The organism is Pseudomonas sp. LFM046 (assembly GCF_000949385.2).
Classification (GTDB): Bacteria; Pseudomonadota; Gammaproteobacteria; order Pseudomonadales; family Pseudomonadaceae; genus Metapseudomonas.
Window position 1 is genome coordinate 4,922,592 of sequence record NZ_JYKO02000001.1, and the last position, 12,972, is coordinate 4,935,563.

Genomic DNA, 12,972 nt, shown 5'->3' on the forward strand with positions numbered 1-12,972 from the left:
CCCTGTCGCCATAACGAAAGAACGCGGCCGAGGCCGCGTTCTTTGTGATCAGGAGAAGACCTTAGTTCTTGGTCTTGTCGACGATCTTGTTGGCAGAGATCCACGGCATCATCGCACGCAGACGCTCACCGACCTGCTCGATCGGGTGGGCGGCGTTGTTGCGACGGTAGGCAGTCATCGAAGCGTAGTTCGAAGCGCCTTCCTGGATGAACATCTTGGCGTATTCGCCGTCCTGGATGCGCTTCAGAGCGTTGCGCATGGCCTGACGGGATTCGGCGTTGATGACCTCCGGACCGGTTACGTACTCACCGTACTCGGCGTTGTTGGAGATCGAGTAGTTCATGTTGGCGATGCCGCCTTCGTACATCAGGTCGACGATCAGCTTCAGCTCGTGCAGGCACTCGAAGTAGGCCATTTCCGGCGCGTAGCCAGCTTCGACCAGGGTTTCGAAACCGGCTTTCACCAGCTCTACGCAACCACCGCAGAGAACGGCCTGCTCACCGAACAGGTCGGTTTCGGTCTCATCCTTGAAGGTGGTTTCGATGATGCCGGTACGGCCGCCGCCCACGCCGCAGGCGTAGGACAGGGCAACGTTCTTGGCGTTGCCGGAAGCGTCCTGGTAAACGGCTACCAGGTCAGGGATGCCGCCGCCCTTGACGAACTCGGAGCGCACGGTGTGGCCCGGGGCCTTCGGCGCGATCATGATCACATCGAGGTCGGCACGCGGTACAACCTGGTTGTAGTGGATGGCGAAGCCGTGAGCGAAGGCCAGGGTGGCGCCCTTCTTCAGGTTCGGCTCGACTTCTTCCTTGTACAGCTTGGACTGGAACTCGTCCGGAGTCAGGATCATGACCAGGTCAGCAGCGGCAACGGCTTCCGGCACGCTCTTGACGGTCAGGCCATGGGCTTGAGCCTTGGCAACGGTGGCGGAACCCGGACGCAGGCCGACGGTAACGTCAACGCCAGAGTCTTTCAGGTTGCAGGCATGGGCATGACCCTGGGAGCCGTAACCGATGATGGCTACTTTCTTGCCCTGGATGATCGAGAGGTCACAGTCTTTGTCGTAATAAACTTTCATGTTCCTGACTCTTTTGTAACGAAAGGGATGGGGGTGCGCGCACCGCGACAAGGGCACATTAAGCGATCTGCTCCATTGCGTAAAATGATATATTCGCAACGCAATGTGCCGATATGAGAAATGCTCATGGACAGCCACTCCCTCAAGCTCTTTCTTTCCCTGGCAGACAACCTGCACTTCGGCAAAACCAGCCGCGAGCAGCATGTCAGCCCCTCCGCGCTCAGTCGCAGCATCAAGCAACTCGAGGACGAACTCGGCGCACCACTGTTCGTGCGCGACAGTCGCTCGGTTCAGTTGACCCGCGAGGGGCAGCAGTTCCGCGAATATGCGAGCGAGGCCATGAGCGGCTGGCATGCTATCCGCCAACGACTCATGCAGGACCAATTGGACCTGCACGGCGAACTCTCCCTGTATTGCTCGGTGACGGCGAGCTACAGCTTCCTCTATGACATCCTGAGCAGCTTCCGCCTGGACTACCCCCGCATCGAAATGAAGCTGCACACCGGCGACCCCGCAAGGGCCGTCGAGCGGGTGCAACAAGGGCTGGAGGATCTTGCCATTGGTGCCCGACCCGACAACCTGCCAGCCGGCGTCGAATTCCAGTCGATTACCCGCTCGGAGCTGCGCTTCATCGGCCCACAGTCACCTCAACTGCTGACAGAAGAACAGCGGAGGCAGCCCACGGCGCAGAGCTGGAAGGACGTGCCGATGATTCTCTCGGAAGAAGGCCTGGCCCGGACCCGGACCGACCGCTGGCTGAAAAGCCACGGCATCAAGCCGCGCATCTATGCCCAGGTGAGCGGCAACGAGGCCATCGTCAGCATGGTGAGCCTGGGGTTCGGTATCGGCGTGGTTCCGCAGATCGTGCTCGACAACAGCCCACTGACCGCACGCATCCGCATCTACGATATCCAGCCGCCATTGGCCGCCTACGACATCGGCCTGTTCGCCCTGGAAAAACGCCTCAAAGCCCCGCTGATCGCAGCCTTCTGGAATCGCCGCCAGTAAAATTCGGGAAATAAAAAACCCCGCACCAGGCGGGGTTTTTTCATGTCTGCGATCAGACGGTCAGTACTTTGTCGCCACGGGAAATCCCGGTGACGCCACTGCGTACAGTTTCCAGGATCGAGCTGGTGCCGATGGCCTGGATGAAGCTGTCCAGCTTATCGCTGGTACCCGCCAGCTGGATCGTGTAGACGCTGGACGTCACGTCGACGATCTGGCCGCGGAAGATGTCGGTGGTGCGCTTGACTTCGGCGCGCTGAGCGCCAGTGGCCTTGACCTTGACCAGCATCAGTTCGCGCTCGATATGAGCGCTCTCCGACAGGTTCACCAACTTGACCACTTCGATCAGCTTGTTGAGGTTCTTGGTGATCTGCTCGATCACTTCATCGTGGCCGATAGTGGTCAACGTCAGACGCGACAGGGTCGGGTCTTCAGTCGGTGCCACGGTCAGGCTTTCGATGTTGTAGTTGCGCTGAGAGAAGAGACCGACGACGCGGGACAGTGCGCCCGGCTCGTTTTCCAGCAGCAGGGAAATGATGTGTCGCATGTTCAGGTCCGCTCCGTCTTGCTCAGCCACATGTCGCGCATGGCGCCATCCCGAATCTGCATCGGGTACACGTGCTCGCTGGAGTCGACCTGGATGTCGAGGAACACCAGGCGGTTCTTCAGGGAGAACGCTTCTTCCATCTTCGCTTTCAGATCCTTCGGATCGGTCACGCGAATGCCGACGTGGCCATAGGCCTCGGCCAGCTTGACGAAGTCAGGCAGCGATTCCATGTAGGAGTGCGAATAACGGCTGTTGTACTGCATGTCCTGCCACTGGCGAACCATGCCCAGCGCACCGTTGTTCAGGTTGACGATCTTCACCGGCAAGTCGTACTGCAGGCAGGTCGACAGTTCCTGGATGTTCATCTGGATACTGCCCTCGCCGGTCACGCAGGCGACGTCGACTTCCGGGAAGTTCAGCTTGATGCCCATGGCTGCGGGGAAACCGAAGCCCATGGTGCCCAGGCCGCCGGAGTTGATCCAGCGATTGGGCTTGTTGAAGCGGTAATACTGCGCCGCAAACATCTGGTGCTGGCCCACGTCGGAGGTGACGTAGGCATCGCCCTTGGTCACTTCCCAGAGGGTTTCGATCACGCTCTGTGGCTTGATGATGCTGCCGTCGCCCTTGTCGTAGGGGAACAGGTCGCCACCGGCACGCCACTCATCGATCTGCTTCCACCAGGCCGCGACGGTTTCCTTGTTCGGGGTCTCGCCGATTTCCTTGAGGATGGCGACCATCTCGGACAGCACGCTGTCCACCGGGCCAACGATCGGGATGTCGGCCTTGATGGTCTTGGAGATCGAAGCCGGGTCGATGTCGACATGGATGATCTTGGCGTTCGGGCAGAACTTGGCAGCGCCGTTGATGACGCGGTCATCGAAGCGCGCACCGACGGCCAGGATCACATCGGAATGGTGCATCGCCAGGTTGGCGGTGTAGCTGCCGTGCATACCCAGCATGCCGACGAACTGGCGGTCGGTGCCCGGGAAGGCGCCGAGGCCCATCAGAGTGTTGGTGACCGGCAGGTTGAGCATTTTTGCCAGCTCGGTGAGCTGCTCGGACGCATTGCCCATGATCACACCACCACCGGAGTAGAGGATCGGGCGCTTGGCGGCCAGCAGCATTTCGGCGGCCTTGCGGATCTGGCCGGAGTGGCCACGAACGGCAGGGCTGTACGAGCGCAGCTTGACCTTCTTCGGGTAACTGTACTCGAACTTCTGGGTCGGATCGCCCATGTCCTTCGGGATGTCGACCACAACCGGGCCGGGACGGCCGGACTGGGCAATGTAGAACGCCTTCTTGATCACCTCGGGGATTTCCGAGGGATGCTTGATGATGAAGCTGTGCTTCACGATCGGGCGGGAGATACCGACCATGTCGGTCTCCTGGAAGGCATCGGTGCCGACCATGGCGCTCGGCACCTGGCCGGACAGGATCACCATCGGGATGGAGTCCATGTAGGCAGTGGCGATGCCGGTGATGGCGTTGGTCGCGCCGGGGCCGGACGTCACCAGTACTACACCGGGTTTGCCGGTGGCACGGGCGTAACCGTCAGCCATGTGGGTAGCAGCCTGTTCGTGACGGACCAGGATATGGGTCACTTCGTTTTCTTTGAACAGGGCATCGTAGATATGCAGGAGGGCACCACCCGGGTACCCGTAAATGTACTTAACGCCTTCGTCACGCAGCGAGCGGACGACCATTTCAGCGCCAGATAAAAGCTCCACGTTTTTCACCTCTAGAACGCCAGATAACCGCCCGCGACCGGACAGCCTGAATAGGTTTGCCTGCAATCAGCGCGTGAGCGACTGGTGGTCGCCGACTACGTCAGCTACTGACTGAACAGGCATTGGGTCGGCCCCTGAGAGTTGTTGCGGGGCTTTCCCACCCAGCGCGAGGTAACGCGTTGCGGGTGTTACAGGTCGGCGCGGGTGTGCACCTCATCGACTGCTACAGCTTCCGACTTGCGGCCGGCCCACTGGAACAGCGAACCCTGGATTCTTCGGATAAGCACCGTACAAGTCAAGTAATCCGTTGCGGAATCTTGCTTGGATTGCTGTGACGCGACGCAGGATCACGGTTGACGGCTTTTGGTTATAGTTACCGGAGGATTCTCCGTCATCAGAAGGAAACCCCATGCATCGCATGATTCTCGCCGGCAGCCTGCTGCTGGTACTGAGCAGCTCCGCCGTGGCCGGCCAGGTCTACAAGTGGGTAGATGCCCAGGGCGTCACCCATTTCGGCGCGCAGCCGCCCGAAGGCCAGGAAGCCACCAGCGTGAATACCTCGGTGCCCAAGCCGCGCCCCAGCCTTCCGCGCCTGGACAGCGAGCAGGCCGCGCCGCAGAAGCCGGCACCCGAGAAGCAGCCAGTGGGTGACCAGAAGGCCATCGACGAGAAAGTGAAGGCGGAAGTCGCCAGCCAGGAAGCGGAACGCCGCAAGTACTGCGAAAACGTTCGCACCAACCTGGCTCAGCTACAGAACAACCCGCGCCTGCGGGCAGAAGTGAACGGCGAAGTGCGGCGCCTGGATGAAAACGAGCGGCAATCTCGTATCAAGGAAGCCGAAAAGGCGATCAGGGACAACTGCAACTGAGGCCAGGCCTCAGTTCGCACCACCTATAAGCCGATCGAAGGCGCCCAGGGTATCTAGCAACCGCCCCACCTCGGCGAGCCGCTCCCGGTAGACCTCCTCCGCCATGGCGCGGATTCCCGACGCGCGAGGCAACTCCAGGTCATTCTCGAGAATGACCTTCATGCGCGGCAGGAAAATCCACTGCAACCATTGCTCGAAGGCCAGGGTATCCACGCAAAAGGGTGCGGTGCTGGCCAGGGCATCCGCACTGGGCGCGACTTCTGCCCACCATCCAAGACCGCGCAACTCCCGCTCAATGAGCAGGAGTTGGTCAGCCACGGCGACGCAGCGCGGATCCATCAGAGATTGACCTTGGCGCGGTCACGGGCCAGGGCAGCACCAGACGGGTCGCCCTGACGCTCGCGGGAGCGGGCGATCAGATCCCACAGGCTGGCTTGCAGGGCCGGCCGGCCGTTGGCGTAGGTCAACGCACGACGGGCGAACTGCTCAGCCTGGGCGGCGTCGCCCTGGGCCAGGCGTACTTCAGCCAGCTGATAGAGCACCTGGGGCTCGCGCGGCGCGATGCGCTGGGCGCGTTCCAGGCTGGCAGCGGCACCGTTGAGGTCGCCACCGCCCTGCTGCTGCTGAGCGGTGGTCAGCAGCGCTAGCACCGGGCCATCGAGCTGCTCGTCGGCAGCCAGACCGCCGCTGCTGGGAATACCGCTCGGCGCGCTCGGAGCCGGTGCGCTGTAACTCGGCGAACCATAGCTGGGAGCGCCATAGGTCGGTGCGCTGGGCGCGGCCGCAGGGCCGGTCGTAATCGGACCGGGCGTAATGGCGCCGCTGGTGATGCTGCCACTGATGGGCGCGCTGGGAGCCGGTGCTGCCACTGCGGAACCGGTGCTGGCGCCGGGCACCATCACGACCACGCCGGAATCCTCAGGAGTGCTGCGAGGCGCTGCAGGCGCTTGATTGTAGCCACCGCGATTGGGGGCTCCCTGCTCCAGTTCGGACAGCGCCGCGCCGGAGTCAACCACAGGAATGGCACCACGCTGCGGGGAGGCGCAACCCGCCAGCAGGGTGACTGCCGCAAGGGCGGGAATCCAGGCTTTACTCACGTTTCATCCTCTCGGTTCATTGCATCCAGCCGCGAACCCAGTCCATCACCGAGTCCACGGGGGCGCCCAGGCCACAAGGCGCGCCTGGGACGGGTTCGCTGCCACGAATGTAGGGCATCTGCACAGCACCCGGGCAGCTCGGGTCGGTTCCCTGGCCACTGTGCGGGTCAATCCACGCCTGTACCACGTTGTCCGGCATCGGCATGTCCAGTGGCAGCGGGTCAGCCTTGCGCATGAAGCTGGTCCACACCTGCAGGGCACCGGTAGCGCCGGTCAACGGCGTCTTGCCGTTATCATCGCGCCCCAGCCAGACCACGGCCAGCAGGTCCTGGCTGAAGCCGGCAAACCAGCTGTCCCGCGAATCGTTGGTGGTGCCGGTCTTGCCCGCCAAGGTCAGGGACGACGGCAGCTGGCTGTACACCGAACGCGCGGTACCTTCGCGCATCACTCGCTGCATGGCGTTCTGCACCAGGTAGATCGCGCCCGGATCGAAGCGCTGCTGGATCTGGAAGGGGTAACGCTTGAGCGGTTCACCCTCCGAGGTCAGCACGCTGCGAATCGCCCGCAACGGAGTGTTGAAGCCACCGTTGGCCAGGGTCTGGTACATGGTCGCCACTTCCATCGGGCTCAGCGCGCCGGCGCCGAGGAGCATCGAGGGATAAGCCGGCCACTCGCGGGAAACCCCCAGCCTCTCAAGGGTTTTGAGCACATTGGGGACGCCCAGTTCCAACCCGAGCTTGGCAGTCGACAGGTTGTAGGAATTGGCCAGCCCCTGGTACAGGTAAATGGTGCCGTGGGCGCGGTGATCGTAGTTCTGCGGACGCCAGACCTGGCCGTCCTGCCCCTTCACGGAGAACGGCTCATCAGCCACCCAGCTCGTCAGCGTGTACTGGCTGGGACGCTCCAACGCAGTGAGATAGACCGCCGGCTTGATCAGCGAACCGATGGGGCGCACAGCGTCGACAGCGCGGTTGAAACCCGCGAAGCGCGGCTGACGACTGCCGATCAGCGCCTGGATCTCGCCGGTTTCCGGATTGCTCACCACCATGGCCGATTCCACCTGATCCACGCCCTTGCGCCCTTCCAGGCGTTTCAGGGTTTCGTTCAGCGAAGTCTCCGCCTTGGACTGCAGGATGGGGTCGAAACTGGTGAAGATGCGCAGGCCTTCCTCGGTCAGGTCCTCCTCGCGGTAGTCCTCACGCAGCTGGCGTTTCACCAGGTCGAGGAATGCCGGGTAGGAGCTGTCGGCCAGGCTGCCGCGCGTACTCACGCCCAGCGGCTTCTGCTTGGCCGCGGCGGCCTCTTCGGGGGTAACCACGCCTTGCTCGGCGAGCAGATCGAGCACCAGATTGCGGCGCTCCAGCGCACGCTCGGGATAACGGCGCGGGTTGTAGTAGGACGGGCCCTTGACCATCCCCACCAACATCGCGATCTGGTGCAGCTTCAGCTCCGCCAACGGCTGGCTGAAGTAGTACTGACTGGCGAGGCCGAAGCCGTGGATGGCGCGCTGGCCGTCCTGACCGAGGAACACCTCGTTGAGATAGGCCTCGAGAATCTCGCGCTTGTCGTAGTGCAGCTCCAGCAGCACCGCCATCATGGCCTCGGTGGCCTTGCGGGAAATGCTTCGCTCGTTCGTCAGGAAGAAGTTCTTCACCAACTGCTGCGTCAGCGTACTGCCGCCCTGGCGCAGCTCGCCGGCGGTAGCGTTGACCCAGAAAGCGCGGACAATCGACTTGGGCGAAACGCCGTAGTGATTGAAGAACTCCCGGTCCTCGGTCGCCACCAGGGTTTCGACCATGTAGGCCGGCACCTGGTCCAGCTTGATCAGGACCCGATCTTCGTGGTGGGCGGGATAGAGGCCGCCGATCAGCAGCGGCTCAAGGCGGGCCACCGCGAGGTTGGAGCCATTGGCCTGAGTCAGGCCGGCGACGTAGTCACCGGAGAAGCGCACGCGGACCCGCTGGGCCGGCTCGGCGCCTTCATAGAACTGGAAGCCACGCGTGTTCAGATCGACGGTGCTACCCGCAACCGAGGCAGCGCCGGGGCCGTTGGACACACTCTCGCGTCGATAGCCCAAGGCATCCAGTTCCTTGAGGAAGTCATCCTTGGACAGCTTCAAGCCGACGAACAGCTCCAAGGGCCGGGCATAGACCTTGGCAGGAACCGTCCAGCGCTTGCCGGAGAATTTCTCCTGCACCACGGCATCGAGATAGATAGCGAAACCGGCCAGTACCACCAGGCCAACCAGGCCCAGTTTGAAGGCCCAGCCCAACCATGGGCGAAGGCCGCTGGAGCGGTGTTTAGAGCGGGATTTGGGGGATCGGGGACGTGTCATGGCGGCGCATTATACGCACTTTATCCACAGCCAACATGCACGCCCTGACGGTTTGCAGGCCTGCTCGCAGAGGCGATAATGCGCGGCTTCGACAGCGAGTGAACAAGGAACGCCCGTGAGCCAGTCCCTGATAGCAGCCCTGCAGAATCCGGCCCTCTATTCCCACCCCGTGGACGGGTTCCAGGTGATCGAGACGCACATCTCCTGGGTGCTGCTGACCGGCAGCTACGTCTACAAGATCAAGAAGCCGGTGAACTTCGGCTTCCTCGATTTCACGAGCCTCGACTCCCGCCGCCACTTCTGCGGCGAAGAACTGCGCCTTAACCAGCGTCTGACCCGCGACCTCTACCTGGAAGTCCTGCCCATCACCGGCAGCCCCGAGGCCCCGCAGATCGGCGGCGAAGGTCCGGCCATCGAATACGTGCTGAAAATGCGCCAGTTCCCCCAGGAAAACCTGCTCAGCGCCCTGCAGGCCCGCGGTGAACTGACGCCCGCCCATGTGGACGCCCTGGCGGGACAGATCGCCAGCTTCCACCTGGCCGCCCCCAGGGTGGCGATGGACCACCCGCTGGGCACCCCGGACGCGGTAATGATGCCCGTGCGGCAGAACTTCGAGCAGATTCGCCCGATGCTCGACGACAAGGCCGACCTGCCGCAACTGGACGCACTGGAAGCCTGGGCCGAGAGCAGTTTCGAGCGCCTCAAGCCGCTGCTGGCACGACGCAAGCAGGAAGGCTTCATCCGCGAATGCCACGGCGACATCCACCTGGGCAACGCCACCCTGATCGATGGCCAGGTCGTGCTCTTCGACTGCATCGAATTCAACGAGCCCTTCCGCTTCACCGACGTCTATGCCGATATCGCCTTCATCGCCATGGACCTGGAAGACCGCGGCCTCAAGTCCCTCTCGCGCCGCCTGGTCAACCAGTACCTGGAACAGACCGGCGATTACGAAGGCCTGGAGCTCCTCAACTTCTACAAGGCCTACCGCGCCATGGTACGGGCGAAGATTGCCCTGTTCAGCCTGGCCCACCAGACCGACGCCGTACAAAAGGCCGCCACCATCCGCCAGTACCGCAACTATGCCGGGCTGGCCGAGAGCTATAGCGCCATCCCCTCCCCGTTCCTTGCGATTACCCACGGTGTATCAGCCTCGGGCAAGAGCCACGTGGCACTGCGTCTGGTGGAAGCCTTCGGTGCCATCCGCCTGCGCTCGGACGTGGAGCGCAAGCGCCTGTTCGGCGAGCAACAGGCCGACGCCGAGGGCCTGCAGAGCGGTATCTACAGCCAGGACGCCAGCGCCGCCACCTACCAGCACCTGAGCCAACTGGCGAGTGCTGTCTTGCGCGCCGGCTTCCCGGTGGTCATCGACGCCACCTTCCTCAAGCAGGTTCAGCGCCAGGCTGCCCGCAAGGTGGCGGAGGAGACCGCAACGCCATTCCTGATCCTCGACTGCCATGCACCGGAAGCGGTGATCGAGGCCTGGCTCGCCCAGCGCCAGGCGGAAGGCGGTGACCCGTCCGACGCCACGCTCGAGGTGGTGCGCGCCCAACTGGCCAGCCGCGAAGCACTCGACGCGGGCGAACAGGCCCAGAGCAAGCGCATCGACACCGACCAGGAAGCCAGCCTCGACAGCCTGGTCGAGCAGATTCGCGCCCACCTGCCGGGCGCCTGAATCCGTCCATCCCCCGCCGCGACGGCAAGCTCCGTCGCGGCTTCTATACTCCCGCCACAGCCGAAGCCCGAAGCACCTTCCGCAGTCGCCAAAAGCCCCAAGGGCCAGAGGCGCCCCTTACCCGGAAGAAGCCCTTCAGAGCCGGCCCTATCGCACGAGCAGTGATCGTTTTCCGCGCATGGAACGCGCGAGGATGGGCGATAGCACTAAGCCACGCCCTCGTGGATGGCCGCTACACTTATCCACAGCCCTGTCCCTTTCGCGCTCTACCCATTGCACGGAGGCTCGATGAACGACGAACTGCAACACATGAAGAACCTGGGCAAGACTTCAGCGCAATGGCTGCATGCCGTCGGCATCCACAGCGCATCCGACCTGCGCAGGCTTGGCGCGGTAGGCGCCTACAAGGCCGTCCGGGCGCGGGGATTCAGGGCCTCGAAAGTACTGCTCTACGCCATAGAAGGTGCTCTGCTGGACGTTCACTGGAACGATCTGCCCCCCGGCCACAAGGCAGAACTGAACCACCAACTGGACACTCCTATCGCCAACAACAAGAGCTAGCTCACAACCTCCGACAAGAGTGATTTACCGGCAAGGCAGAGGTCCCTATTGTTTCAGGGACCTTCGTACGTCACTGCCATTCCAGACAGTTCAAGGAATTACTGCCATGTACCTACTCGGGGAGCAACCGGCCTACGCCGACCAGCTGATCAACAGACTGCAGAGCATCCCCGGACAGTTGCTCGAAGGCCTGGAGCCGGCTGGCCCTGCCGTGCGCCTGGAACAGGTGGACGACCTGTCCCCGCTGCTGCCGGGCAACCAGATTTTCCTGATCGAAAACGGGCTGCTCCACGCCACCGTCGACGAGCGCCCGCTTTTCTATCTGCAGGAAGGTGACCTCGTAGGCCTGCGCCAGGGCATCGACTTGCCGGCCTGCCGCTACAGCAGCGACGAACCCATCAGCCTGCTGCCTTTCAATCGCGGCGAGGTGTTCAAGCACATCTACGGCAACGAGAAGCGCCAGGAACTGTTCATCCAGTACCTGGTGGGCCACACCGCCCTGCTCTCGGACGCCGTGGCCCGCCTGAAGCAACCGGATGTACGTCCCGCCACCGGCTTCCAGCACTTCTCCGCCGGGGATGAACTGATCCACCAGGGCGACGAAGCCGACCACGTCTTCATCATCATCGAAGGCCATGCCGAAGCCTTCGTCGATGGGCAGAAGGTGGGTGACGTGCAGAAGGACGAGATCTTCGGCGCCATGGCCGTGTTCACCCGGGAAAGGCGCAGCGCCACCGTGGTCGCCAGCGAAGCCTGCACTGTGATGGTGATCCCCAAGGAACAGTTCCTCAGCCTGATGCAGAGCAACCCGCGCATCGCCCACAGCCTGATCGAGAGCATGGCGCGCCGCATCGACCTGCTGAACAAGGAAGTCACCCAGTTGCGGCTATCCCCTGAGAGGGCCTGATCGACACAAGAACCCCGGCGCCACACCGGGGTTCTTGTTTTCAGGCCTGGGAAAACACCGAAAAAGAAATCCCGGAAACGTACTTGACTCGATAATGAGAATTGTTATTATTGACGCAACTGATCGCGAGATCGGTCGGTAAGCTGGGAGACCAAGCAGTCGGACTCTTCAGATTATCTCCTCATCAGGCTAATCACGGTTTTCGACCCGGCACTTTGCCGGGTCTTTTTTTGCCCGCGATTCAGCAGGTTCCGCCCCCGTTCAAGGCCGGCGCGTCAGCGTGCGGCCGGAGCCTGATTGCGCATTCCTGCGCAGTGATCGATGGCCGGCAGTGCGGCGGTGTACCAGACATAGTCAGCGGCGCCCGCGTTCACCGGCTTACCCGCCTCCGAGAGAATCAGCACGGCATTGCCATCGGTCTGCCCCAGATCGGCCAGATGCAGGGGCACGCCCAGGTCGCGGCGCACATGGAAGGCGCCGGCAAAGAGCAGTGCCGGGCCGGGCGCTGCCGACAGACGCTCAGCCATACGCCGGTCACGCTGCTGCTGCACCGCCAGCATCGCCGGCATCTGGGACTCCGGCAGCAGGCCGCAGTGGGACTCCCGGATCTGCTCCAGCAGCGGCGCCCGGACACTTTCGACCGTGGACAGCTTGCCCTGCAGCGTCGGACGCTCCAGGTAGATCGCCTTGATTTCACTGCGATCGAGGTTGGCCGCCAGCAGCGGATAAGGCTGCTCCAGGGCGTGCCGCACGATGGGACCGTAAAGCGCCCAGTCCCAGTTCTTCTGCCAGGCCAGCGCTTCCGGCAGATCGGGCGGTAGCGGCCCCTTACGTGCGACATCCACCCGTGGCTGCTGCACAGGATCGAGCATTTCCAGCAGCAGGCTGCCCTGTTCCCGCCGCGCCTCCAGGGCCTCCAACAACCAAAGCTGGAGGGCGTGATGATCCGGGTTGTCATGCTGTTCGCCGACCAGCACGCGCGGCTCGGCGGCAAGCCGCTCCACCAGTTGTTCCGGCGTGAGCTGCTCGCCGCTACGCAGGTCGCGAATCACACCGAGCTCAGGGCGATCACGGCCTTCGGGGCTCTGCCATTCAGGCAGCGGCGGCAGGCTCTGGCAGGCGGTCAGCAGGCCAAGAAGGCAAAGCAATAGAACGCGCATGGAAAATCCTTG

General features: G+C 62.8%; 12 protein-coding genes. 5 read left to right on the forward strand and 7 right to left on the reverse strand.

Annotated elements, in window-relative coordinates; genetic code table 11:
* Window positions 1-61 precede the first annotated feature (61 nt).
* On the reverse strand, window positions 62-1,282 hold the full coding sequence (gene ilvC / locus TQ98_RS22720; protein WP_277949296.1) for a ketol-acid reductoisomerase: 1,221 nt from the start codon (window positions 1,280-1,282) through the stop codon (window positions 62-64).
* Here ilvC and ilvY point away from each other — a divergent pair.
* On the forward strand, window positions 1,205-2,086 hold the full coding sequence (gene ilvY / locus TQ98_RS22725) for an HTH-type transcriptional activator IlvY (protein ID WP_044874115.1): 882 nt from the start codon (window positions 1,205-1,207) through the stop codon (window positions 2,084-2,086). The two genes, ilvC and ilvY, sit on opposite strands and share 78 nt — an antisense overlap.
* A 52-nt stretch (window positions 2,087-2,138) precedes the next feature.
* Here the strand turns inward: ilvY and ilvN are convergent, their stop codons facing one another.
* Entirely contained in the window at window positions 2,139-2,630 is a 492-nt protein-coding gene (gene ilvN / locus TQ98_RS22730; protein WP_044874114.1) for an acetolactate synthase small subunit, read from the reverse strand.
* A gap of 2 nt (window positions 2,631-2,632) precedes the next feature.
* Entirely contained in the window at window positions 2,633-4,357 is a 1,725-nt protein-coding gene (locus TQ98_RS22735; protein WP_044874113.1) for an acetolactate synthase 3 large subunit, read from the reverse strand.
* Between the two features lie 409 nt (window positions 4,358-4,766).
* Here TQ98_RS22735 and TQ98_RS22740 point away from each other — a divergent pair, with 409 nt between their 5' ends.
* The gene (locus TQ98_RS22740) at window positions 4,767-5,225 is read left to right on the forward strand and encodes a DUF4124 domain-containing protein (protein ID WP_103103055.1); all 459 of its coding nucleotides are present in this window, start codon (window positions 4,767-4,769) and stop codon (window positions 5,223-5,225) included.
* A 9-nt stretch (window positions 5,226-5,234) separates the two neighbouring features.
* Here TQ98_RS22740 and TQ98_RS22745 read toward each other — a convergent pair whose 3' ends face one another.
* Genes TQ98_RS22745 through mrcB form a run of 3 tightly spaced genes read right to left on the reverse strand, consistent with a single transcriptional unit; the run spans window position 5,235 to window position 8,657 of the window.
* Entirely contained in the window at window positions 5,235-5,564 is a 330-nt protein-coding gene (locus tag TQ98_RS22745) for a YqcC family protein (protein ID WP_044874112.1), read from the reverse strand.
* Complete coding sequence (locus TQ98_RS22750) at window positions 5,564-6,322, reverse strand: tetratricopeptide repeat protein (RefSeq protein ID WP_044874111.1); 759 nt, start codon at window positions 6,320-6,322, stop codon at window positions 5,564-5,566. Before TQ98_RS22750 ends, TQ98_RS22745 begins: the two co-directional genes overlap by 1 nt.
* Before the next feature lie 16 nt (window positions 6,323-6,338).
* Window positions 6,339-8,657: a penicillin-binding protein 1B gene (gene mrcB, locus TQ98_RS22755; RefSeq protein WP_044874110.1), complete on the reverse strand. Its 2,319-nt coding sequence runs from the start codon at window positions 8,655-8,657 to the stop codon at window positions 6,339-6,341.
* Between the two features lie 115 nt (window positions 8,658-8,772).
* Here mrcB and TQ98_RS22760 point away from each other — a divergent pair, with 115 nt between their 5' ends.
* The 3 genes from TQ98_RS22760 to TQ98_RS22770 all read left to right on the forward strand — a co-directional run bounded on the left by TQ98_RS22760 (window position 8,773) and on the right by TQ98_RS22770 (window position 11,800).
* The gene (locus tag TQ98_RS22760) at window positions 8,773-10,332 is read left to right on the forward strand and encodes an AAA family ATPase (RefSeq protein WP_044874109.1); all 1,560 of its coding nucleotides are present in this window, start codon (window positions 8,773-8,775) and stop codon (window positions 10,330-10,332) included.
* A gap of 288 nt (window positions 10,333-10,620) precedes the next feature.
* Window positions 10,621-10,893 (forward strand): TfoX/Sxy family protein, encoded by a 273-nt coding sequence (locus TQ98_RS22765; RefSeq protein ID WP_044874108.1) that lies wholly within the window; start codon window positions 10,621-10,623, stop codon window positions 10,891-10,893.
* Window positions 10,894-10,999: 106 nt separating this feature from the next.
* Window positions 11,000-11,800 (forward strand): cyclic nucleotide-binding domain-containing protein, encoded by an 801-nt coding sequence (locus TQ98_RS22770; protein ID WP_044874107.1) that lies wholly within the window; start codon window positions 11,000-11,002, stop codon window positions 11,798-11,800.
* A 275-nt stretch (window positions 11,801-12,075) separates the two neighbouring features.
* On the opposite strand, the gene TQ98_RS22775 is transcribed toward TQ98_RS22770, so the two are convergent.
* Window positions 12,076-12,960, reverse strand: a complete 885-nt coding sequence (locus TQ98_RS22775) for a ChaN family lipoprotein (RefSeq protein WP_044874106.1) — start codon at window positions 12,958-12,960, stop codon at window positions 12,076-12,078.
* Between the last annotated feature and the right edge of the window lie 12 nt (window positions 12,961-12,972).

Excerpts from the sequence above, each read along its gene's own strand:
- ilvY (WP_044874115.1), top strand. The coding sequence starts at position 1,205 with ATGGACAGCCACTCCCTCAAGCTCTTTCTTTCCCTGGCAGACAACCTG.
- ilvC (WP_277949296.1), bottom strand. The coding sequence starts at position 1,282 with ATGCTGCTCGCGGCTGGTTTTGCCGAAGTGCAGGTTGTCTGCCAGGGA.
- ilvN (WP_044874114.1), bottom strand. The coding sequence starts at position 2,630 with ATGCGACACATCATTTCCCTGCTGCTGGAAAACGAGCCGGGCGCACTG.
- TQ98_RS22740 (WP_103103055.1), top strand. The coding sequence starts at position 4,767 with ATGCATCGCATGATTCTCGCCGGCAGCCTGCTGCTGGTACTGAGCAGC.
- TQ98_RS22745 (WP_044874112.1), bottom strand. The coding sequence starts at position 5,564 with ATGGATCCGCGCTGCGTCGCCGTGGCTGACCAACTCCTGCTCATTGAG.
- mrcB (WP_044874110.1), bottom strand. The coding sequence starts at position 8,657 with ATGACACGTCCCCGATCCCCCAAATCCCGCTCTAAACACCGCTCCAGC.
- TQ98_RS22765 (WP_044874108.1), top strand. The coding sequence starts at position 10,621 with ATGAACGACGAACTGCAACACATGAAGAACCTGGGCAAGACTTCAGCG.
- TQ98_RS22770 (WP_044874107.1), top strand. The coding sequence starts at position 11,000 with ATGTACCTACTCGGGGAGCAACCGGCCTACGCCGACCAGCTGATCAAC.
- TQ98_RS22775 (WP_044874106.1), bottom strand. The coding sequence starts at position 12,960 with ATGCGCGTTCTATTGCTTTGCCTTCTTGGCCTGCTGACCGCCTGCCAG.